Here is a 21,511-nt window from a genome sequence, read left to right as displayed (position 1 = left end):
TCAGGCTAATAATAATATGACCGACAGTAGCCAAAGCGCGATGCCGCCCGCCAAGGGCAGCGCAGTGAAGGGAACCGCCTTCTCCATCCTTGGCGCCATCAGCGTGTCTCACCTGCTCAACGATATGATCCAGTCGCTGATCCTGGCGATTTACCCGATCCTGCAAGCCGATTTTCACCTCAGCTTCGTGCAGATCGGCATGATTACCCTGACCTATCAGCTGACGGCCTCGCTGCTGCAGCCGCTGATTGGCTATTACACCGATAAACACCCGCAGCCTTACTCGTTGCCGATCGGCATGGGCTTTACCCTGTCCGGCCTGCTGCTGCTGTCGGTGGCGAGCACCTTCCCGCTGGTGCTGCTGGCGGCGGCGCTGGTGGGCACCGGCTCATCGGTGTTCCACCCGGAATCCTCGCGCGTGGCACGCATGGCCTCCGGCGGCCGGCACGGCCTGGCGCAGTCGCTGTTCCAGGTCGGCGGCAACTTCGGCAGCTCGCTCGGCCCGCTGCTGGCGGCGCTGATCATCGCGCCTTACGGCAAGGGCAACGTCGCCTGGTTCTCGCTGGCGGCGCTGCTGGCGATCGTGGTGTTGCTGCAGGTCAGCAAGTGGTATCAACATCAGCACCGGGCAACTAAAGGGCAGCCGAAAAGCCCGTCGCTGCTGAAACCGCTGCCAAAACGTACCGTTGCCTACTCGCTGGGCATCCTGCTGGTGCTGATTTTCTCCAAATACTTCTATCTGGCCAGCATCAGCAGCTATTACACCTTTTATCTGATACATAAGTTCGGCATTTCGGTGCAGAATGCACAGATTCACCTGTTCGCATTCCTGTTCGCAGTGGCGGTCTGCACCATTATCGGCGGGCCTCTCGGCGACAAGATAGGGCGTAAATATGTTATTTTGGGCTCCATTCTCGGCGCCGCGCCGTTTACCCTTATTTTACCCTACTCATCCCTGTATTGGACCGGCATTTTGACAGTGATCATCGGGGTTATTCTCGCCTCGGCGTTCTCCGCCATCCTGGTCTACGCGCAGGAGCTGATCCCCGGTAAAGTCGGCATGGTTTCCGGCTTATTCTTCGGTTTTGCTTTCGGTATGGGTGGGTTAGGTGCGGCAGTTCTTGGTTATGTCGCCGATTTGACCAGTATCGAGCTGGTCTACCAAATCTGTGCTTTCCTGCCGCTGATCGGCATTATCACGGCGCTACTGCCTAATATGGAACATAAAGCGCAATAACCCCGCTGAATGCCCGGATGAAATTATTTATTAATCCGGGTTATCCCACGGATAAACCAATGTTATTTGGCTTATCTGACACAAAATCTCCTCATTGCCGCGCCTTAAGTGAAATCCTCTGCTTTTTTACAAAAAATGCCAAATTAGCCAAGCAAGCCGCGAACAAATGCAATAAACTAAATGTATCTTTTCGTAACTTTGTTGCGTTTCTCCCGTGCCGCGATGCATAGCCAGAAGGAGTATGGATGCATAATTCAACACCGCTCATCACCACCATCGTCGGAGGGTTAGTACTCGCCTTCCTCCTCGGCATGCTGGCGAACCGCCTGCGCATCTCCCCTCTGGTGGGGTATCTGGCCGCAGGGGTGCTCGCCGGCCCGTTCACCCCCGGTTTCGTCGCCGATACCTCACTGGCGCCGGAACTGGCGGAAATCGGCGTTATCCTGTTGATGTTCGGTGTTGGCCTGCACTTCTCTTTGAAAGACCTCCTCGCAGTAAAATCTATCGCCATTCCCGGCGCCGTGGCGCAGATAGCCGTCGCTACCCTGCTCGGTATGGGGCTGTCCAAGCTGCTCGGCTGGGATCTGATCTCCGGTCTGGTGTTCGGCCTCTGCCTCTCCACCGCCAGCACCGTGGTGCTGCTGCGCGCCCTGGAGGAACGGCAGCTGATCGACAGCCAGCGCGGGCAAATCGCCATCGGCTGGCTGATCGTCGAAGATTTGGCGATGGTGCTGACGCTGGTATTGCTGCCCGCCTTCGGCAATATGCTGGGCAACGACAACGCCAGCAGCAGCCAGCTGCTGATGGAGCTGGCGCTGACCATCGGTAAAGTCATCGCCTTCATCGCGTTGATGATCGTGGTCGGCCGCCGCCTGGTGCCGTGGATCCTGTCGAAAACCGCCAGCACCGGCTCGCGCGAGCTGTTCACCCTGGCGGTGTTGGCGCTGGCGCTCGGCATCGCCTACGGCGCGGTGAAGCTGTTCGACGTCTCCTTCGCACTGGGCGCCTTCTTCGCCGGCATGGTGCTGAACGAGTCCGAGCTGAGCCACCGCGCGGCGCACGACACCCTGCCGCTGCGCGACGCGTTTGCGGTGCTGTTCTTCGTCTCGGTCGGCATGCTGTTCGATCCGATGATCGTGATTAACGAACCGCTGGCGGTGCTGGCGACGCTGGCGATCATCGTGTTCGGCAAATCTGCCGCCGCGTTCCTGCTGGTGAAAATGTTCGGTCACTCCAAGCGCACCGCGCTGACCATCTCCGCCAGCCTGGCGCAGATCGGCGAGTTCGCCTTTATTCTGGCGGGCCTCGGCATCGCGCTGGGCATGATGTCGGAACACGGGCGCAATCTGGTGCTGGCCGGCGCCATTCTGTCCATCATGCTCAACCCGCTGCTGTTCACCCTGCTGGAGCGCTATCTGGCCAAAACCGAAACCATCGAAGAGCAAATTCTCGAAGAGGCGGTGGAAGAAGAGAAGCAGATCCCGGTGGACATGTGCAACCACGCGCTGGTGGTCGGCTACGGCCGCGTCGGCAGCCTGCTGGGCGGCAAACTGGCCGAGGCGGGCATTCCGCTGGTGGTGATCGAGAACTCCCGCCCGCGGGTGGAAGCGCTGCGCGAACAGGGCATCAAGACGGTGCTGGGCAACGCCGCCAATCCGGAAGTGATGGATCTGGCGCGGCTCGACTGCGCGCGCTGGCTGCTGCTGACCATCCCCAACGGCTATGAGGCCGGCGAGATCGTCGCCTCGGCGCGCGCCAAGCGGCCGAACATCGAGATCATCGCCCGCGCCCACTACGACGACGAAGTGGCCTACATCACCGATCGCGGCGCCAACCAGGTGGTGATGGGCGAACGGGAGATCGCCAACAGCATGCTGAACATCCTGCAGCTGGATACCCTGAGCGAAGAAGAAAAAATGGGCGGCTGCCCGATCTGAAGCGCCACGGCGCACAAAAAAAGGTCCGGCATTGCCGGACCTTTTCTTTTTCAGCGGGTTAACGCTCCCAGTAGGATTCTTCCAGGCTGTCTTCCCGCTCCGGCAGGCCACGGGTGAGGCGCGGCGAATGCTGGTTCAACACCTGGTAGCTGACGCGGTTGGCGTATTTGCACACCTGCGCCAGGGAGGAATAAGTCAGGTAGCTGCGCACGTGCTTGCTGGAATTCGGCACGTTATGGCGGTGATAGCCGTTGGCGGCAATATCGTGCAGCAACGCCGACAGCGCGCCGTCGCCGGCGCCGTTGGTGTTCATGATCCTCTCCGGCCCGCCCATATACGGCGCGATGTGCGAATAAACGCGCAGCGGATTTTCACAGTGTTCACGGCGCATGGCGCGGCTGAATTCGTAGCGGTTGAACTCGGCGATATGCCCCGGCAACAGCGGGTGCTGGGTCTGCCGCTTGTTGGCCTCTTCGGTGTAGCCCGCCATATACAGGCCGTTCGGCCCGGCGGTGCACAGCACCAGATCCACCCACTCCAGCGCCATGTCCGAGGCGGTCAACGGATCGCTTAGCCCGGTCAGCTCCAGCGCTTCGTCTTCGTTCATCGCCAGAATCGTCACGTTTTCCTTCAGGAAGTCGCGCCACCACTGCGGGTTGTCGGCGATCACGTACTTGGTGCCCAGCGTCAATACCACCGGCACGTCGTGTTTTTTGGCGTATTCGATCGCCTGCAGAGTGGCAGCCTTCATCGGCTCCCCTTCCTTGCAGCGCACCAGATAAGAGCTCAGCACCAGCGCCGACGCGCCGGCGATCACCTCTTCAGGAATGCTTTCCGGGCGCAGCTGGTTCATCTGGCCCGGGTTGATGGCGAAGGTGCGCTCGCCGCTTTCGCCAATCAGCGTGAAACAGCGGCCGATGGCGCCATCAACGCCCTGCAGATAGTTAAGATCGGTACGGCTGGAGGTATTGCACAGGTAACGGTAGGCATAGCTGCCGATTTTCACGTTGCTGCACATCACGCCGAGCAGCACCGAGCGATCGTCCGCCAGCACCGAATAGTTGTGCATGGTATTGCCGATGGTGCCGCCGGCGAACTGATGGGTAACCAGGTTGTTTTCATTCAGTTCCTGATACAGCGCCTCGGCGACGTCGTCTTCAATCACCAGAGAGTGGCCCAGGCTCAGGCCGTAGCGCTGGACAAAAGCGTCGTCCACTTTCGCCTCGATATCCACCAGCGTCTGATCGATGCCGACGATATACGAGGTGCTGATTTCACTTTCGGGCTGGGCCTGCTGCAGAAGCGGATCGCGGGCGCTCACCGGGAAATAGTGTTTGGACTTGCGTTTACCAGGAAATTTCATGTGATTGGCGGTGGTGACGGTTTAACAAGCGGAGAATGTTAACACATCCCCGCCCGATCACGATGCATCTAATATACAGATTATGGATGATTACAGGCGCTGCGCCACCAGCTGCTGCATCATATCGATATGCGCCGGCTCGTCGTTCAACGCCGAGATATATTCAAACTTCTCGCCGCCGGCCTTGAGGAAGATCTCGCGGTTCTGTTCTTTGATCTCTTCCAGCGTTTCCAGGCAGTCCGCCGAGAAACCCGGGCAAATCAGCTGAATGTGCTTCACGCCCTGCGCCGGCAGCCCCTTTAGGGTCTCATCGGTGTACGGCGTCAGCCACGGCTCGCGGCCGAAGCGCGATTGGTACGTCATCATCACTCGCTCCGGCGCCAGCGGCAGCGTGGCGCTCAGCGCACGTAGCGTATCCTCGCAGCGCTGCGGGTAGTCGTCGCCCAGGCGCGCATAGCGTTTGGGGATGCCGTGGAACGACAGCACCAGCCGATCCGGCTGGCCGTGCTCGGCGAACGAGCGCTCCACGCTTTGCTGCAGCGCGGCGATGTAGGCCGGGTGTTCGGCGTAATCGCGGATGAAGGCCACAGAAGGCAAACGGCGATAGCCTTTCAGCACTCGCGCCACGCCATCCCATACCGCCGCGCTGGTGGAACAGGAATATTGCGGATAGAGCGGCAGCACCACCAGGTTGGTCACGCCCTGCGCCAGCAGCTTGTCGATGGCTTCCGCCAGACTCGGCGAGCCGTAGCTCATGCCCAGCTCCACCGGCGTATTCGGCATGCGCGCCGCCAGCGCCCGCTGTTGGCGGCGGCTGTACACCAGCAGCGGCGAGCCCTCTTCCATCCACACCGATTGATACAGCTTCGCCACGCGCGGCGAACGGATCGGCAAGATCGCGCCGTTGAGGATCGGCCACCAGATCAGCGGCGCCGTATCGACCACGCGATCGTCACTGAGGAATTCCTTCAGATAGCGTTTGACCGCCGACGAGGTCGGCGCATCTGGTGTGCCCAGGTTCACCAGCAATACGCCGTGTTTCTCTTGCTTCATCTCAGTTCCCCTCATTTCCTTTCCGGCCGGCATTCCGTTCTGGGTCGGGATGTCAGCAGCCATTAATGCCGGCTATTGTAACGGAAAAGTCCTGCATCGAAACCGATAACAGCAACAGGCTATGCCTGTGGGCCTTCCCTTTGCGCCAGTTGCCACACCGCCGCCACGTTGCGCGCCGTCACCTGCAGATTGCAATCGGCGTCCGCCAGCGCTTCCTCCAGCGTTACGATGCGGTCGAGCACCGAAAACGCCGCGTCGATACCGTGTTGATGCACCACCTGGTAATCCGGCGTCAGGCTGCCGGCGATGGCGATCACCGGCACCCCGTGGCGCTTGGCCACCCGAGCCACGCCGATCGGCGTTTTGCCGTGGATCGACTGGCTGTCCAGCCGCCCTTCGCCGGTGATCACCAAATCGGCATCGCGCACCGCCTCATCCAGACGCAGAGTTTCGGTGACGATCTCGATGCCCGGCCGCAAGCGCGCGCTGAGCATGCCGAGCAGCGCCGCCCCCATGCCGCCCGCCGCCCCCGCGCCCGGCTGGGTGAGCACGGCGCGGCCGGTTTCCCGTTCCAGCAATTCACCATAGTGATGCAGTGCCGCATCGAGCTGCGCCACCATCTCCGGCGTCGCCCCCTTCTGCGGCCCAAACACCGCCGAGGCGCCCTTTTCGCCGCACAGCGGGTTATCGACGTCGCAGGCGGCGGTTACGCTCACCCGTTGCCAACGCGCATCCAGCCCGGTGAGATCGAGGTGCGCCAGCTGCGCCAGGGCTGCCCCGCCCACCGGCAGCGGCCGGCGATCCTTATCCAGCAACTTCACGCCCAGCGCCTGCATCATCCCGGCGCCGCCGTCGTTAGTGGCGCTGCCGCCAATGCCGAGAATGATCGCCTTCACGCCGCGCTCCAGCGCCGCCAGCATCAGTTCGCCGGTGCCGTAACTGGTGGTGATGCGCGGATCGCGCCGGCCGGGCGGCGCCAGGTGCAGCCCGGAAGCGGCGGCCATTTCAATCACTGCGGTTTCGCCGTCGCCCAGCAGGCCATAGAACCCCTGTACCGGCTCCCCCAGCGGCCCGGTGACCGTCACCTGGACGATTTCGCCGCCGGTGGCCGCCACCATTGACTCCACCGTGCCTTCGCCGCCGTCCGCCATCGGCAGCTTCACGTAGTGCGCCTGCGGATAAATTTGGCGGAATCCCCGCTCGATGGCGTCGGCAACGCCGAGCGCGCTCAGGCTCTCTTTGAAAGAATCCGGGGCAATAACCACTTTTTTCAGCGTTTTCATCACTGTTCCTTATCCCGCCAGGTTAAACACGCCAAACATCAGCGCCGAGATTGCCGCGATGGTGAATCCCACCAGCGTTTCATACGGCAACAGCTTCAGCCGCTCGTGCACCGCCATATTGACGCTGCCACCGGTAGCGTGGAAGAAGCTGCCGTGCGGCAGGTGATCCAACACCGTGGCGCCCGCATGGATCATCGCCGCACCGGCCAGCCCGCTCACGCCCAGCTCGAGCAGCGTAGAGCTGAACACCCCGGAAGCCACGGCGGTGCCGGCGGTGGTCGACGCGGTCGCCATCGACATCAGCGCGCCGGACAGCGGCGCCAGAAGCCAGGCCGGCAGCCCGGTGTGCGTTAAGCCGTTAATCAAAACATCCTTCAGCGCCGAGTTGGCGATAATGCCCGCCAGCGTGCCGGTGCCGAGCAGCATGATCGCTACCGGCGCCATGCGCGACAGGCCGGAGACCATAAAATGATTGCACTGGCGGATACGCCCCATCAGCAGCGCGCCCGCCAACCCGCCGGCCGGCAGCGCGATCAGCGGATCGACGGCGATACCGGCGATCGGCCGCAGCGACAACAGCAGGATCGCCACCAGCGGCGCGCTGATCGCCGCAGCGAAGCCCGGCCGCGCCCCTTCGCCATGCTGAGTCAGCTCTTCGGCCATCACTTTGCTGCCTTTATCGCTCAGGCGGCGCGCCAGCAGATAGGCCACCACCAGGCCGCACAGCCCCGGCACGATGCCGGCCATCATCACCGAAGTGAGCGGCACGTGGAAGTTGTCCGCCGCCGCAATGGTGTTCGGGTTGGGCGACATCACGTTGCCGGCCTTGCCACCGCCGATCATCGCCAGCAGGATCGCCGCGCGCGAAATGCCGGCCTTCTGGGCGATCGACAGCGCGATCGGTGCGACGGTGATCACCGCCACGTCGATAAATACCCCCACCGCCGTCAGGATCAGTGTAGCCACCGCCAGCGCCAGCAGCGCGCGGGTTTCGCCCACCTTGCGCACGATGGTTTCAGCGATGGTGTGCGCCGCGCCGGATTCGATCAGCACCCCGGCCAGCACCCCCGCCGCCAGAATGCGCATCACGGCGTTGGTGATGCCCTGCGCCCCGCCGATCATCAGCGTTACGGTCTGCACCAGGTCGGCGCCGCCGCACAGCCCGCCCGCCAGCGCGCCGGCGATCATGCCGTAAGCCGGTGGCACCTTGCGTAGAATCAGGACGATGGCGACGGCTAACGCCACCAGTGCCCCCAGAGTGGATACGGTTGTCATTGTTGTTTTCTCCGTGGTTGATGTGCAGGCCAACATATCCCGCACGCCCGGCGTTGGCCTGAGGGGAAACAACAAAAAATCGCCGGGTGAACGGCGTGAAATTTGTGGGTTGGCACAACTCAGTCGTGCATCAGCATGCCGATATACAACCGCAGAGCGTCGGTTAATTGATTGATTTTCATGCCGGTTATCGCTTCGATGCGCTGCAGGCGATAGCGCAGGGTATTGACGTGGATATGCAGCTGCGCGGCGGTCTGCGTCTGATCACAATTCTGCGAAAAATAGTGGCGCAGCGTGCCGCGCAGCACGCCTTTTTCGTCCTGTTCGCCCAGCGTCCGCCAGGGGCGCCCCAGCTCCTGCGCGCGCCAGTCCTCCCCCAGATCGCACAACAGCGACGGCAGCGGGTAGTCGTGGTAGAACAGCGTGGCATGACGCAGTTTCAGGCGCTGCGCCATCGCCTGGGTGGCGCGCGCCGTCAGGCTGGAACGGTAGGCGCTTTGCGGATCGTCATAAAAACCGCCGACGATCAAGCGCACCCGAAAGCGGTGTTTGAGTTGGTTTTGCAAACGCTGCGCCTGCTGGCGTTCCAGCTTAAGGCTCCATTCGCCCTGCGCCATGCAGGCCGGGCGCAGCAGGGTCATTTCATTGAAGCCGGTAATGGCGATCAACGCATCGCGCTGGGTGGCCTCCAGCTCCGCCAGCAGCTCGCGCAGCAGGTGCGGCTGCGCCTCTTGCAGCTCGACGATCCACACGATGCGCGCCTGGCGCAGATCCAATCCCAGATACGCTGCCATCGCTTCCAGCGACGCGTTGTTCGGCTGCGGCTGCAGCAGCTGGTTCGCCAGCTCTTCCCGGTAGCGCTTTTCCCACTGGTGCTGATCCAGCAGCGCCGCCTGCTCCACCATCATCTCCGCCGCCATCTTCACCAGCTCGGCGTAGGCGCGCACCTCGGCCGGTTCGCCGGAGATGCCGATCACCCCCACCCGCTGGTTGCGAAAGCTGAACGGCAGATTGATGCCGGGCCGCACGCCCTTCAGGTGCTCGGCGGTGGCGCGGTCGATTTCCACCACCCGATTCTCCGCCAGCGCCAGCACCGCGCCTTCATGGCGCTGGAACAGGCGTTGGGGGTTGCCGGAGGCGATAATCACGCCGTTGCTGTCCATCACGTTGACGGAATGGCTGATGATGCCCATCGCCCGCTGGACGATCTGGCGCGCGGTGGCTTCCGCCAGAAGATTGGTTTGTCTGAGCATGCCCGGCTCCCTGCTGAGGGTGAAAACGCAGGCTTGTTATACGCCATTTGGCGCGGGCGATTAACGGGCACGGCCGCAACAAGCCGCCGCGATCACAATTTGGCGGGAAAACGGCAAAAAAAACGCCGGGCCACAGGCCCGGCGTCATGCACAATCCGCTTGCGATCAACCGAGGATGGTCGCCAGCTCTGCGCTCACTTCGGCGACCTTGCGGGTGCCGTCGATTTTGCGGTATTGGGTGTTGCCCGCTGCCGCTTCTTTGCTGTAGTAAGAGATCAGCGGCGCGGTCATCTGATGGTATTCCACCAGGCGCTTGCGCACGGTCTCTTCCTGATCGTCCTTGCGCGTGGTCAGCTCTTCGCCGGTCACGTCGTCTTTGCCTTCCACCTGCGGCGGATTGAACTTCACGTGGTATACGCGGCCGGACGGCGCGTGCACGCGGCGGCCAACGATGCGGTCAACGATCAGCTCGTCCGGCACGTCGAACTCCAGCACGAAGTCCACGTTGATGCCGGCTTCTTTCATCGCGTCAGCCTGCGGAATGGTGCGTGGGAAACCGTCCAGCAGGAAGCCCTTGCGGCAATCTTCCTGAGCGATGCGCTCTTTGACCAGCGCGATCACCAGCTCATCGGTCACCAGCTTGCCGGCGTCCATGATCTCTTTCGCCTGCTTGCCCAGTTCACTGCCGGCCTTCACGGCTGCGCGCAACATATCACCGGTGGAGATTTGCGGAATGCCGTATTTCTCCATGATGAATTGAGCCTGAGTACCTTTACCAGCGCCCGGAGCGCCCAGCAGAATGATACGCATTGCGTAAATCCCCTTGCTATGTAGTTTTTATAAAATTGCGAAAACGCTCAACGATACCATTTCAGGGGGGGCAGGCTCAAGGCGCGCGAAGGAAATCGATTGCGGAATGTGCAAAAAAGCGGGCAAGCAAAAGGCGAGAAAAAGCGGGGAAAAATCGGCAATGCGCCCCTAACGGTGCCGTTAAGGGCGCATATCTTCAGCTTTAGGCGGACAGTAACTTATTCATGCGACGGATGAACAGGTTCGGATCCTCCAGCGTGCCGCGTTCAGCCAGCAGCGCCTGATCCAATAACAGGTCGATCCATTCGGCGAAATGTTCGTTATCGCCCACGTCGGATGCTCGTTTGACCAACGCATGCTCAGGATTAAGCTCGAAAATGTACTTCACTTCCGGCGCCTGCTGGCCGGCGGCGGCGAACAGCTTGGCCATCTGGGTGCTCATTTCGTCGGCGTCGGTTACCACGATCGCCGGCGTATCGGTCAGGCGGTGCGTCAGGCGCACATCCTTCACGCGCTCGCCCAGCAGGGTTTTCACGCGTTCGATGAAGGGTTCCAGCTGCTTCTCGGCGGCCTTCTGCTCTTCGGTTTCATCCGCCAATTTATCCAGCGTTTCATCCGCTTTGCTGACCGACTGGAACGGCTTGCCGTCGAACTCGGTCAGGTAGCTCATCATCCACTCGTCGATGCGATCGGACAGCAGCAACACTTCGATGCCTTTCTTGCGGAACAGCTCCAGGTGCGGGCTGCTCTTGGCGGCGGCGTAGCTGTCGGCGGTGATGTAGTAAATCTTCTCCTGCCCTTCCGCCATGCGGCCGACATACTCTTCCAGCGACACGGTCTGCGCCGAGCTGTCGCCGTGGGTGGAGGCAAAGCGCAGCAGCTTGGCGATCGCTTCCTGGTTGCCGTTGTCTTCCGCCGGGCCCTCTTTCAGCACCAGACCGAACTGCTGCCAGAATTTCTGGTAGCCTTCGGCGTCGTCTTTGGCCAGCTTATCCAGCATCTGCAGCACGCGCTTGGTCAGCGCGCCGCGCAGGTTTTGCGTCACGCGGCTGTCTTGCAGGATCTCGCGCGACACGTTCAGCGGCAGATCGTTGGAATCGATCAGACCACGCACGAAGCGCAGGTAGTTCGGCATGAACTGCTCGGCGTCGTCCATGATGAACACGCGCTGCACGTACAGTTTCAGACCGTGCTTGTGATCGCGGTTCCACATGTCCCACGGCGCCTGCGCCGGGATATACAGCAGGCTGGTGTACTCCTGCTTGCCTTCCACCCGGTTGTGGCTCCAGCTCAGCGGATCGGTGAAATCGTGGGCGATGTGCTTGTAGAACTCTTTGTACTCTTCATCGGTCACGTCAGCCTTGCTGCGGGTCCACAGGGCCTGTGCCTTGTTGATCTTTTCCCAGGTGACAGTATCGTCTTCTTCGTTTTTGCTTTCGATCTCTACCGGCAAAGCGATGTGATCGGAATATTTGCCGATCACCGAGCGCAGGCGCCAGGCGTCGAGGTACTCCTCTTCGCCTTCGCGCAGATGCAGGGTGATCTCGGTGCCGCGGGTCTCTTTGGTAATATCGGCGATGGTGTAGTCGCCTTCGCCGGCGGACTCCCAGAACACGCCTTCGTCATCGGCGGCGCCGGCGGCGCGGGTACGCACGGTCACTTTGTCCGCCACGATGAACGCCGAGTAAAAACCGACGCCGAACTGACCGATCAGCTGGCTGTCTTTCGCCTGGTCGGAACCAATGGATTCCAGGAACGCTTTGGTGCCGGACTTGGCGATAGTGCCGAGGTTTTCGATCACTTCTTCGCGGCGCATGCCGATGCCGTTGTCGGCGATGGTCAGGGTGCGCTGCTCTTTATCGAAGGACAAGCGTACGCGCAGCTCGCCGTCACCGGCGTACAGCTCTGGCGCGGACAGGGCGCGGAAGCGCAGCTTGTCGGCGGCATCAGAGGCGTTGGAAATCAGCTCGCGCAGGAAAATTTCTTTGTTGGAGTACAGCGAATGGATCATCAAATGAAGCAGCTGTTTTACTTCAGACTGGAACCCGCGGGTTTCTTGACCTTTCATACTCATTGATTACCTCAAAAGACAATGGCTACCAAAATCGAACAATGAGGATCAGATGAGGGTCAGGGTCTTGTTTTTCAAGCGGACGGCGGGAGATTTTTGGCAAAAAAAAAAGACGGGGCCGAATGGCCCCGTCCGGGAAAACATCAGAACTTGATGGCGTGACGCCCGGCCAGCGAATGCGACAGCGTGGTGCCGTCGACCATTTCCAGCTCGCCGCCCACCGGCACGCCATGGGCGATACGGCTGGCGAGCACGCCATACTGGCCGCACATCTCGGCGATGTAGTTGGCGGTCGCTTCCCCTTCCACCGTCGGGTTGGTAGCGAGGATCACTTCGGTGATGCTTTCCTTTTCCAGCCGTTGCTCCAGGCGATCCAGACCGATATCGCCCGGCCCGATGCCGTCCAGCGGCGACAGATGGCCCATCAGCACAAAGTAGCGCCCGGCGAACTGGCCGGTCTGCTCGATGGCGTGGATATCCGCCGGGCTTTCCACCACGCAAATCTGGCCGTTTTGCTGACGGCGCGGATTGGCGCAGATGGTGCAAACGTCCTGCTCGGTGAAGGTGCGGCAATCGGCGCAGTGGCCGATCTCCGACATCGCGCGCGTCAACGCCTGCGCCAGGCGCATGCCGCCGCTGCGATCGCGCTGCAGCAGCTGAAACGCCATGCGCTGCGCCGATTTCGGGCCGACGCCCGGCAGGCATCGCAGCGCCTCCATCAGGGATTCAAGGAGCGGGCTGGTTTGCATCAGAACGGCATCTTGAAGCCAGGCGGCAACTGCATGCCGCTGGAGACGGAAGCCATTTTCTCTTTCTGAGTTTCTTCGATGCGGCGCGCGGCGTCGTTAAACGCGGCGGCGATCAGATCTTCCAGCATGTCTTTGTCGTCTTCCATCAGGCTAGGATCGATCTCCACGCGGCGGCAGTTGTGCGCGCCGTTGATGGTGACTTTCACCAGGCCCGCGCCAGATTCGCCGGTCACTTCCAATTTGGCGACTTCTTCCTGCATCTGCTGCATTTTTTCTTGCATTTGCTGGGCTTGCTTCATCAGGTTGCCCAGACCGCCTTTACCAAACATAGTCGTCTCTCGTCGCTAGGGCCGCGCACCTCGCGCGGCGTTTAAAGGGGGCGGATACTCTCTTCATCCAGATCCGCGTCGAAGAACCGGCACAGCGTCTGAATATGGGTATCCGCAACGATGGACTGGCGCGCCTGCGCCAGCTTTTCTTCATAGATGGCTTGTCGCCACTCCAGCGGGGTGCGCTCCGCCGGATTATCGTCCTCTATCACGGTCAGCTCGATCGGGCTGCCGTACAGCTCACCGAGCGCTTCGGCCAACGTCTTCTGCGCCGAAGGCGAATTCAGATGACGCTGCGAAGACCGCAGATGGAGGCAAATCTTGCCCGCTTCCGGCTGCTGCTTGAAGGCGTTCAACGCCAGCTGCTGCACCAGTTTCGGGATCTTCAGCCTGTCGATTTCCGCCGCCCAGGCGTCGCGCTCCAGCGACTCCACCACCAGCTTGGCGGCCAGCTCCGGCGTTTTCTCGTGCTCCAACGCCGTGCGCAGCGCTTTCGGCGTCGCCAGCGGTTCCGGCGCCGCTTCCGGCTCGGTCTGCGCGCGCCAGCGATAGGCTTCCGGCTTAGCCGGTTTTTCCGGCACCTTCTTCTCTGCCAGACGCTGCTGGCTACGCTCGGTCACGGAAGCCAAACGCCCCAGCGCCGAGTTTGCCGGCCGCGCTATTCCTGGCGCCGCCGGCTCATTCTTTTTTGGTGTGGATGCTCCCTGCTGCCGCTGCAGCTGGGACCGCGCTTTCAACAGCTGGGCGGTGGCATCCGGTAATGGGGTCGATGATTGTCGCGGTGGCGCGGCCGGCTGCCCTAGCGGCGGCGGCGCGTCCTGAAACTGCGGCGGCTGTTGCGGTGCAGCGGCCTGCGGCTGCGCCATCGGCGCCGGCGCGGTCTGCACCAACGCCACCGGCTCCGGGATCACCGCTTTCGGATGAAACGCCAGCGCGCGCAGCAGGGTCATCTCAACCCCCATGCGGCGATCCGGCGCATAGGCCAGCTCTTTGCGGCCCACCAGCAGCGTCTGGTAGTAAAGTTGCACGTCGGCCGGCGGCAAAGTGCGCGCCAGCTCGCGCAGCCGTTGTTCCACGGCCGCGTAGTGGTTGTCGAGCATCGAAGGCAGCAGCTGCACCATCGCAATGCGGTGCAGCAGCGCCAGCGTCTCCACCAGCAGGTTTTCCCAGTCCACGCCGCGCGAAGCGGCCTGCGCGACCTGCGCCATCACCTTTTCGCCGTCGGCGCTGACCAGCGCTTCGAGGATCGCCAGCGGCTGCTCGTCATCGAGCGTGCCGAGCATCTGGCTGACGGTGGCGGCGGTCACCTGCCCCTGCCCCATGGCGATCGCCTGATCGGTCAGGCTCAGCGCATCGCGCATGCTGCCGTCGGCGGCGCGCGCCAGCAGCTGCAGCGCACGGGCGTCGCTGGTGATCTGCTCCGCCGTCAGCACCGTTTCCAACTGCTGGCGGATCTGATCGACGTCCAGCGCCTTGAGGTGGAACTGCAGGCAGCGCGAGAGAATGGTCACCGGCAGCTTTTGCGGATCGGTGGTGGCCAACAGGAATTTGACGTGCGGCGGCGGCTCTTCCAGCGTCTTCAGCAACGCGTTGAAGCTGTGGCGCGAGAGCATGTGCACTTCGTCGATCAGGTAGACCTTGAAGCGGCCGCGCGCCGGCGCGTACTGGACGTTATCCAGCAGATCGCGGGTATCTTCCACCTTGGTTCGGGAAGCGGCGTCGATCTCGATCAGATCGACGAAGCGCCCCTGCTCGATCTCGCGGCAGTTGTCGCATTGGCCGCACGGCGTGGCGGTGATGCCGGTTTCACAGTTCAGGCCTTTGGCCAGCAGGCGCGCGATGGTGGTTTTCCCCACGCCGCGGGTGCCCGAGAACAGATAGGCGTGATGGATCCGCCCCAGCGAGAGGCCGTTGGCCAGCGCGGTCAGGACATGTTCCTGGCCGACCACGTCTGCGAACGTTTGAGGGCGCCACTTACGGGCGAGAACCTGATAGCTCATTAATACCGGAGAAGTCGAGGAATCTGGAGGGTCATGCTAACACAGCCCCGCGGCGATCCGCGAGGCCGTTGTGCCCAAGGGGCGATGCCGCCTCAATGGCCGGCGAAGTCCACCAGGCAGTAGCAGTCGATGCCCAGCTTGTTCAGACGCGCTTCCCCGCCCAGATCCGGCAGGTTGATGATGAACGCGGCGTCTTTCACTTCACCGCCCAGGCGGCGGATCAGTTTGGTGGTCGCCTCGATGGTGCCGCCGGTCGCCAGCAGATCGTCCACCACCAGCACTTTGTCACCCGCGGTGATGGCGTCGGTGTGGATCTCCAGCTTGTCGGTGCCGTACTCCAGCTCATAGCTTTCGCTGAGCGTGGCGCGCGGCAGTTTGCCCGGTTTACGCACCGGCACGAAACCGACGCCCAATGCCAGCGCGACAGGCGCGCCGAACAGGAAACCACGCGCTTCGGTACCCACCACCTTGGTCACGCCCGCTTCGCGATAGCGCTCAACCAGCAGCTCGATGCTGGCGGCGTAGGCCAACGGGTTTTCCAGCAGGCTGGTCACGTCGCGGAACAGGATGCCCGGCTTCGGATAATCCGGGATGGTTTTGATACTGTCTTTAATAAACTGAAGCTGCTGCGCAGTAGCGGTCATAATTGTTGCCTGATAAAACTGCCTGAAAACCGGCGCGCCGCTCACCCACCGCCCCCGGGTGAAACACACCGGAGAAGAAATGGCAGGCGATCCGCGCACGAAAACGCCCAAATCTATGCAAACTGGCGGACAAATGCAACTCTCCCCTGCATCTTTCAACCCGCAGCGTTGTTGACTGCACGCATTCCCCCCGGTCACTTACCTAAGTAAGCTCCCGGGGATGCCTGCGTTTGCCGCCTGGCTGCGGCTTGAAAGCTATTGGGGAGTTTAAGGTACAATCAGCGCTGTTTTTGTTGCGACAGGTCAATAACCGGCAGGCGCAGCATAAAGGTCAGCAAAATGGCCAGCATCAGCAGCAACAGCCCGCGCACCCACCAGATTTTCACCAGCCACAGCGAACAGGCGAAGGTGAGCACGATCACCAGCACCGCCTTCCACTTCGCCCCCGGCGGCAACGCGCGATGCTGCTGCCAGTGGCGCAGGTAGGGACCGAACCAGGAGCGGTGCAGCAGCCAGTGATGAAAGCGCGGCGAAGAGCGGGCGAAGCACCAGGCGGCCAACAGCAGGAACGGCGTGGTCGGCAGCAGCGGCAGCACCACGCCCAACGTCGCCAGCACCACCGCCAGCCAGCCTAAAATGATCAATAACCCACGCGTCATGCGGCTCTTCGCTCCTCAATCGGTTGCCGCCTACTGTAGCATCGGCGCCGCGCCGGCGGAATATGCGTGCGGCGCTTGTTTCACGGCAGGATCGCGGGCAAGCTTACGCCTGTTGAAATCAAGAGGGAGCCTATGTGAGCACTCAGCGTCTATTACAGGTGTTGGCACAGCAGATCGCGGCGCTGGCGGCCGAAGTGACCCCGCGCGGCGATGTGCCAATCCCGCAGGCGCGCTTCGACGCCGCCCTGTTCGCCAACCGCGGCACGCGGCTGCGCGACTACCTGGCCGAGGTGGAAAAGAATTTCGCCCAGCTGCAAAGCGCCGCCAACGACAGCCGCACCAGCCAGGTGGCCTTTCTGGCCGAAAAACTGGTGGCTCAGATCGCTGCCCTGCAGCGCGAGCTGGCAACCCAGGCGCTGCGGCGCAAGAACCAGCCGAAAGAAGCCCCCGAGGCCGATCTGTACCACAAGCTGGCCGAGCATCAGGACTACGAACGCCGGCTGATCGGCATGATTCAGGATCGGGAAAGCCTGCTGGGGCGCCAGACCACGCTGGCGGCGCAGCAAAAGCTGCAGCACGAGCTGGCGGCGCTGGAGGGGAGACTGATGCGCTGCCGCCAGGCGCTGGCGCGCATCGAACGCAATATCGAGCGCAAAGAAAACGGTTTTTGAAGATTTATCACAATATTTTAATGATTATTCCCGGTTGCGCGCCGGGTTCACTATACTCTGCCGGTACGCGAGTTATTCATCCCATTAATTAATATAAGCGCAGGTGCTATGTCTCTGGAAAACGCGTCACCCGAACTGCAGCTGGCGGTAGACTTGATTTACCTGCTGGAGTGCAACGAGATCGATCCGGCTACCGCGCTGGCGGCGCTGGATATCGTCAAACGGGACTATCAGGAAAAGCTGCAGCGCGCCGGCGTCACCTCTCCCTATCTGCCTGCCGGACAGTGAGCAGGGACAGCGCCGCTGTCCCTTTCGTCTTTCAACGCTTATCAGCCCGCCGTCTGGCCGCCTTCATCCGGCGACAGCGTTCTTTTCACTTCCTGCACTTCGTTGCCCTGCTGGTTATGCAGATAGACCTCCAGCTGGTTGAAAGCGATGTCGATGTCGTTTTCCCGACACAAACGATCGATTGAGCGGTTCAGCTCGTCCACGGTGTAGCTGCGATCGCGCAGTTCGCGCACGTACAGCCGCAGCTCGTGATCCAGCGTGCTGGCGCCGAAGCTGAGGAAGAACACCTGCGGTTCGGGATCGGTCATCACCCGCGGGTTGTCGTGCGCCGCCTGCAGCAGCACCTTTTTCACCTTGTCGAGATCGGAACCGTAGGCCACGCCCACCTTGATCAGCACGCGGGTGATGGTGTCGGACAGTGACCAGTTGATCAACCGCTCGGTGACGAACGCCTTGTTCGGAATGATCACCTCTTTGCGATCGAAGTCGGTAATGGTGGTGGCGCGAATGCGGATCTTGCTGACCGAACCGGAGAAGGTGCCGATGGTGATGGTATCGCCGATGCGGATCGGGCGTTCGAACAGAATGATCAGGCCGGAGACGAAGTTGGCGAAGATTTCCTGCAGGCCGAAGCCCAGCCCGACCGTCAGACCGGCGGCCAGCCATTGCAGTTTGTCCCAGGAGACGCCCAGCGATCCCAGCGCAACCACCGCGCCCACGGCGGTGATCAGGTAAGTGAGCACGGTGGTGATGGCATAGGATGCCCCCTGCCGCAGCTGCAGCCGCGACAGCACCACCACCTCCAGTAAACCGGGCAGGTTGCGGGTGAGCACGTAGGCGACGATCACCGCGGCGATCGCCACCATCATGTTGCCCAGCGTCACCGCCTGCGACACGCTGCTGCCCGCCACGGTGCTGGTGTAATGCCACAGCGTGATACTGTCCAGGTAAGCGATGACCGTCACCAGATCCGACCAAATGGCGTAGAAGGCGCTGGCGAAGATAGCAAACAGCACCAGAGTGGTCAGGCGCAGCGACTGCTGGTTGATCTGATCGAGCGCCAACGGCGGCTCCTCCACCACCGGCTCGCCGCCTTCGGCCCCCTCCTTCGCCACGTTTTGCCGCCGCGCCAGCGCGCGCCGGTAGGCCAGACGCCGCGCCGCCACGCTCAGGCCGCGCAGCGCGGTCAGGTACACGATATTCCACAGGAAGAACAGATACAGGCTGTCTATCCAACGGCTGGCCAGCCGCAGCGTGGTATAGAAGTAGCCGGCGAACATCAGCCCCAGCAGGATCAGCGGCGTGGCGGCGAGCGCGGTGACCACCACCAGCCGCACGGCGTGCGAGCCCTTTTCACGCCAGCTGTCGCGGCACAGCGGGAACACCAGCACCGTGAGCAGCGCCAACGTCAACATCACCACGATCTGGCCGATGACGTCCTCCACCAGGCGCAGCGGCGCTTTTTCGCCCAAGACCGACCAGAAGATCAGCGGCTGCAGCGCCAGCCCCAGCCGCAGCGTCTGGCGACGGTAATGCGCGCACAGGTTGGCGCCGAAGTTGAAATGCCGCTCGGCGATGCCGCCCGGTTTCAGCATGCGGTAGCTGAAGCCGAACACCAGCCATGACAGCGCCAGCTGCTGCGACAGCGCCCAGATAAAGTCGCTGATGCCGAAGTCCGCGCGATACATCCAGAAACCGACGCCGAGCAGCAGCGCGGCGCCGGGCAACACCTTCAGTAAGGTCAGCGCGATGGCCTTCGGCGTATGCAGCTGGCCGTCGCGTTTAAGTTGCCCCACGTCGTTGGCCAGCTTTTGCAGATGGCCGTCGATCAGCCGGTAGCGCCAGCGCAATAGTCCGATCGCCAGCAGCATCGGGATCAGGAACACCAGCGCATTCAAGCCGCCCTGCAATAGCTTGCCGCCGTCGAATTTGATATCGAGCCCGGCGAGCTGATCGCGCACCGCCTCAGGCATCGCCTTCAGCCACGCCAGATCGACCGGCTTGTTACTGTTGACCCAGAAAATCTGCTGGGTCAGCGTATCCTGCAACGAACCGTAGACGCTGGTCAGCTGCTGCTGGTTGATCTGCAGGTTGATCGATAACGACAGCTGGTTGCTGAGCTGCTTGTTCAACTGATCCAGCAGCTCGCGGCGCATGTCGACAATTTCGTTCAGCGCGTCGATCACTTCCGGGCCGGCCTTTTCCTTGCTTTCGGCCACCAGCTGGTTGATGTAATCCTCCCCCTTGAACAGATCGTCGCGTTGCTGATTGATATCGAACTGCTCCAGCCGCAGATCGGCGATGCGCGTGTCTATATCCGCCAGCAGCGTACCCTGCGGCAGGCTCTGCTGCTGCTGATACAGAATGCGCGACAGCACCAGGCTGCCCTTCAGCACCTGAATCTGCTCTTTCAGGTTACGTTCCGCCTGCAGACCGCGATCGAGCCAGTTTTTGACCCGAATATTCTGCTGGAACAGGGTGTTGCTCTCTTCGGTGGCGGCGATCAGCTGCTGACTCAGCTGGCGGTTGACGTCCAGCTGCTTGCTGACCAACCGATCGTGCTGGATATCGGTGGCGTCTTCCGGATTCTGCGCCTCTTTGGCGGTTTTTTCAGACAGCGTCAGGCGCTTGCTGTTGACGAGCTCCTGCAACAGCTGCACCGACCGATCCAGCGCGTCGATATGCGCCGTGGTGTAATCGCGCTGTTTTTGCAGCAGATCTTGTAGCGTAGTGTTGGCTTCCAGGCTCTTGCGCTGCAGCTCCAGCTGCGCGTTAAGCAGCGCCTGTTCGGTGTTCAGCATCACCTGCTGGCTGTTGCGCAGCGAATCTTGCCCCGGCGTCTGGCCGCTGAGCTGGCTGCGGATCTCCTGCAGGCGCTGCGAAGCGGCGTACATGGTGCTCTGCACCCGTTCAGGCTGGGTTTGCAGCGACACCAGTTGGCTGTTGTAGGTGGAGAGGCTCTCCTGCGCGCTTTGCAGCTCGTCGAGCGTTTGATACAGCCGGCTTTCCAGCTGGCGCAGCGATAGCGGCAACAGCGCGGCGCGCGCGGCCGCGTTGTCCGTCGGCCGCTTCAGCGCATCCAGTTCGGCGGTGACCTGATTGAGCTTCGCCGGCGCCTGCTGCACCTGCTGTTTAAGCTGTGCGGCGTCCTGCCGGTTGCGCTCGATGGCGTCCAGCAGCTCCAGCGTACGGGTTAAATCCTGTTGGGAGAGCTTTTCGACCGGCGTCAGGGCTTTTTGCTTGTTCAGCGCTTCCAGCTGGCTTTGCACTTCGCTGCGCTGCGGCAAATCGCCATTCAGCGCCGCCTGTGCCGGCAAACAGCACGCAAAAATCAGGAAAAGAAGGGTCGCAGCGGCGATGCGCCGCCGGCATGCGCCGACAAACGTGAGCGGCGCCAGAGAAGGCAGAGTCAACCAGCGATGCATGATTTGGCTTCGGATCGGTAAAGAAGCCTGCAGATTATCACGATCGCCGGCGGGCAACGAACAACAAAAGCGTTGCCGGTGATGTCCCGTTGTCGCGAAATCAGAAAGTCAGCACTTTCTCCGCCGCCAGCGTCCACTGCGCCAGCTCGACCAGCGTGCCGATCGCCACACCGTCCGCCAGCGGCAAGCGGCTGACGCCGCGCGCGTCGGCGCAGGTCTTGCACAGCTTGACCGGCACCTGCTGCGCGGTGAGGATCTCCAGCATCTGCTGCAGGTGATACCCTTCGTGCGGCTGCTGCCCGGCCAGCCCGGCCACCACCGCGTCGGACATCAGAAACAGCCGCAGGTCGAGGCTGCTCTGCTGCTCTTTCATGGCGATGGCCAACCGCAGCGCATTGAACAAGGATTCATGGCCATAGGCGGCGCCATTGGCGATAAGAACGATGGATGACATGAAATCTCTC

Annotated in this window: 18 protein-coding genes and 1 other annotated feature; of the genes, 4 read left to right on the top strand and 14 right to left on the bottom strand. The window is 61.9% G+C overall.

Annotated features, from left to right (window positions below; all coding sequences use genetic code 11):
- Positions 1–16 precede the first annotated feature (16 nt).
- Both C3F38_RS07755 and ybaL read left to right on the top strand, forming a co-directional pair.
- The gene (locus tag C3F38_RS07755) at positions 17–1,237 is read left to right on the top strand and encodes an MFS transporter (protein ID WP_055316511.1); all 1,221 of its coding nucleotides are present in this window, start codon (positions 17–19) and stop codon (positions 1,235–1,237) included.
- A gap of 245 nt (positions 1,238–1,482) precedes the next feature.
- Complete coding sequence (ybaL, locus tag C3F38_RS07750; RefSeq protein ID WP_004940247.1) at positions 1,483–3,174, top strand: YbaL family putative K(+) efflux transporter; 1,692 nt, start codon at positions 1,483–1,485, stop codon at positions 3,172–3,174.
- Between the two features lie 58 nt (positions 3,175–3,232).
- On the opposite strand, the gene C3F38_RS07745 is transcribed toward ybaL, so the two are convergent.
- From C3F38_RS07745 to C3F38_RS07685, 12 genes are all read right to left on the bottom strand, one after another.
- Positions 3,233–4,537 (bottom strand): inosine/guanosine kinase, encoded by a 1,305-nt coding sequence (locus C3F38_RS07745; RefSeq protein WP_025301797.1) that lies wholly within the window; start codon positions 4,535–4,537, stop codon positions 3,233–3,235.
- A 90-nt stretch (positions 4,538–4,627) separates the two neighbouring features.
- Positions 4,628–5,590, bottom strand: a complete 963-nt coding sequence (gene hemH, locus C3F38_RS07740) for a ferrochelatase (RefSeq protein ID WP_004940253.1) — start codon at positions 5,588–5,590, stop codon at positions 4,628–4,630.
- A 119-nt stretch (positions 5,591–5,709) separates the two neighbouring features.
- Positions 5,710–6,873, bottom strand: a complete 1,164-nt coding sequence (locus C3F38_RS07735) for a glycerate kinase (RefSeq protein WP_048232864.1) — start codon at positions 6,871–6,873, stop codon at positions 5,710–5,712.
- Between the two features lie 9 nt (positions 6,874–6,882).
- The gene (locus C3F38_RS07730; RefSeq protein WP_047728644.1) at positions 6,883–8,148 is read right to left on the bottom strand and encodes a GntP family permease; all 1,266 of its coding nucleotides are present in this window, start codon (positions 8,146–8,148) and stop codon (positions 6,883–6,885) included.
- Between the two features lie 119 nt (positions 8,149–8,267).
- Complete coding sequence (locus C3F38_RS07725) at positions 8,268–9,401, bottom strand: sugar diacid recognition domain-containing protein (RefSeq protein ID WP_038875009.1); 1,134 nt, start codon at positions 9,399–9,401, stop codon at positions 8,268–8,270.
- 165 nt (positions 9,402–9,566) lie between these two features.
- The gene (adk, locus tag C3F38_RS07720) at positions 9,567–10,211 is read right to left on the bottom strand and encodes an adenylate kinase (RefSeq protein ID WP_004940261.1); all 645 of its coding nucleotides are present in this window, start codon (positions 10,209–10,211) and stop codon (positions 9,567–9,569) included.
- A gap of 202 nt (positions 10,212–10,413) precedes the next feature.
- Positions 10,414–12,279: a molecular chaperone HtpG gene (gene htpG / locus C3F38_RS07710; RefSeq protein WP_038875006.1), complete on the bottom strand. Its 1,866-nt coding sequence runs from the start codon at positions 12,277–12,279 to the stop codon at positions 10,414–10,416.
- Between the two features lie 146 nt (positions 12,280–12,425).
- Positions 12,426–13,031: a recombination mediator RecR gene (gene recR, locus C3F38_RS07705; RefSeq protein ID WP_004940263.1), complete on the bottom strand. Its 606-nt coding sequence runs from the start codon at positions 13,029–13,031 to the stop codon at positions 12,426–12,428.
- Positions 13,031–13,360 (bottom strand): YbaB/EbfC family nucleoid-associated protein, encoded by a 330-nt coding sequence (locus C3F38_RS07700; protein WP_025301790.1) that lies wholly within the window; start codon positions 13,358–13,360, stop codon positions 13,031–13,033. Before C3F38_RS07700 ends, recR begins: the two co-directional genes overlap by 1 nt.
- 41 nt (positions 13,361–13,401) lie before the next feature.
- Entirely contained in the window at positions 13,402–15,360 is a 1,959-nt protein-coding gene (gene dnaX, locus C3F38_RS07695; RefSeq protein ID WP_038875002.1) for a DNA polymerase III subunit gamma/tau, read from the bottom strand.
- Positions 14,005–14,069 (bottom strand) — a sequence feature (DnaX frameshifting element). Its footprint overlaps the gene before it by 65 nt.
- A gap of 92 nt (positions 15,361–15,452) precedes the next feature.
- On the bottom strand, positions 15,453–16,004 hold the full coding sequence (apt, locus tag C3F38_RS07690) for an adenine phosphoribosyltransferase (protein WP_019454166.1): 552 nt from the start codon (positions 16,002–16,004) through the stop codon (positions 15,453–15,455).
- Positions 16,005–16,282: 278 nt separating this feature from the next.
- A complete protein-coding gene (locus tag C3F38_RS07685) occupies positions 16,283–16,663 on the bottom strand; it encodes a DUF454 family protein (RefSeq protein WP_019454167.1) in 381 nt (126 codons plus the stop codon).
- Positions 16,664–16,797: 134 nt separating this feature from the next.
- On the opposite strand from C3F38_RS07685, the gene priC reads away from it, so the two are divergent.
- Positions 16,798–17,334: a primosomal replication protein PriC gene (priC, locus tag C3F38_RS07680; protein WP_038875000.1), complete on the top strand. Its 537-nt coding sequence runs from the start codon at positions 16,798–16,800 to the stop codon at positions 17,332–17,334.
- A gap of 108 nt (positions 17,335–17,442) precedes the next feature.
- The gene (rsmS, locus tag C3F38_RS07675) at positions 17,443–17,622 is read left to right on the top strand and encodes a pleiotropic regulatory protein RsmS (RefSeq protein WP_016928837.1); all 180 of its coding nucleotides are present in this window, start codon (positions 17,443–17,445) and stop codon (positions 17,620–17,622) included.
- 41 nt (positions 17,623–17,663) lie between these two features.
- Here rsmS and mscK read toward each other — a convergent pair whose 3' ends face one another.
- Both mscK and C3F38_RS07665 read right to left on the bottom strand, forming a co-directional pair.
- Positions 17,664–21,047 (bottom strand): mechanosensitive channel MscK, encoded by a 3,384-nt coding sequence (gene mscK / locus C3F38_RS07670; protein ID WP_038874998.1) that lies wholly within the window; start codon positions 21,045–21,047, stop codon positions 17,664–17,666.
- 100 nt (positions 21,048–21,147) lie between these two features.
- Positions 21,148–21,501, bottom strand: coding sequence for a DsrE/DsrF/TusD sulfur relay family protein (locus tag C3F38_RS07665; RefSeq protein ID WP_033647269.1), 354 nt, complete (start codon positions 21,499–21,501; stop codon positions 21,148–21,150).
- Between the last annotated feature and the right edge of the window lie 10 nt (positions 21,502–21,511).

The sequence above is a fragment of the Serratia sp. SSNIH1 genome (assembly GCF_002935055.1).
GTDB classification, from domain to species: domain Bacteria; phylum Pseudomonadota; class Gammaproteobacteria; order Enterobacterales; family Enterobacteriaceae; genus Serratia; species Serratia nevei.
Note: the sequence above shows the minus strand (reverse complement) of the source record. Positions and strands in the feature narration are given on the sequence as shown.

What these genes read in the sequence shown, in the direction of transcription:
- rsmS (WP_016928837.1), top strand. Translation starts at nt 17,443, where the DNA reads ATGTCTCTGGAAAACGCGTCACCCGAACTGCAGCTGGCGGTAGACTTG.
- apt (WP_019454166.1), bottom strand. Translation starts at nt 16,004, where the DNA reads ATGACCGCTACTGCGCAGCAGCTTCAGTTTATTAAAGACAGTATCAAA.
- hemH (WP_004940253.1), bottom strand. Translation starts at nt 5,590, where the DNA reads ATGAAGCAAGAGAAACACGGCGTATTGCTGGTGAACCTGGGCACACCA.
- dnaX (WP_038875002.1), bottom strand. Translation starts at nt 15,360, where the DNA reads ATGAGCTATCAGGTTCTCGCCCGTAAGTGGCGCCCTCAAACGTTCGCA.
- adk (WP_004940261.1), bottom strand. Translation starts at nt 10,211, where the DNA reads ATGCGTATCATTCTGCTGGGCGCTCCGGGCGCTGGTAAAGGTACTCAG.
- C3F38_RS07730 (WP_047728644.1), bottom strand. Translation starts at nt 8,148, where the DNA reads ATGACAACCGTATCCACTCTGGGGGCACTGGTGGCGTTAGCCGTCGCC.
- C3F38_RS07755 (WP_055316511.1), top strand. Translation starts at nt 17, where the DNA reads ATGACCGACAGTAGCCAAAGCGCGATGCCGCCCGCCAAGGGCAGCGCA.
- C3F38_RS07735 (WP_048232864.1), bottom strand. Translation starts at nt 6,873, where the DNA reads ATGAAAACGCTGAAAAAAGTGGTTATTGCCCCGGATTCTTTCAAAGAG.
- C3F38_RS07725 (WP_038875009.1), bottom strand. Translation starts at nt 9,401, where the DNA reads ATGCTCAGACAAACCAATCTTCTGGCGGAAGCCACCGCGCGCCAGATC.
- C3F38_RS07665 (WP_033647269.1), bottom strand. Translation starts at nt 21,501, where the DNA reads ATGTCATCCATCGTTCTTATCGCCAATGGCGCCGCCTATGGCCATGAA.
- ybaL (WP_004940247.1), top strand. Translation starts at nt 1,483, where the DNA reads ATGCATAATTCAACACCGCTCATCACCACCATCGTCGGAGGGTTAGTA.
- recR (WP_004940263.1), bottom strand. Translation starts at nt 13,031, where the DNA reads ATGCAAACCAGCCCGCTCCTTGAATCCCTGATGGAGGCGCTGCGATGC.
- C3F38_RS07685 (WP_019454167.1), bottom strand. Translation starts at nt 16,663, where the DNA reads ATGACGCGTGGGTTATTGATCATTTTAGGCTGGCTGGCGGTGGTGCTG.
- C3F38_RS07700 (WP_025301790.1), bottom strand. Translation starts at nt 13,360, where the DNA reads ATGTTTGGTAAAGGCGGTCTGGGCAACCTGATGAAGCAAGCCCAGCAA.
- C3F38_RS07745 (WP_025301797.1), bottom strand. Translation starts at nt 4,537, where the DNA reads ATGAAATTTCCTGGTAAACGCAAGTCCAAACACTATTTCCCGGTGAGC.
- mscK (WP_038874998.1), bottom strand. Translation starts at nt 21,047, where the DNA reads ATGCATCGCTGGTTGACTCTGCCTTCTCTGGCGCCGCTCACGTTTGTC.
- htpG (WP_038875006.1), bottom strand. Translation starts at nt 12,279, where the DNA reads ATGAAAGGTCAAGAAACCCGCGGGTTCCAGTCTGAAGTAAAACAGCTG.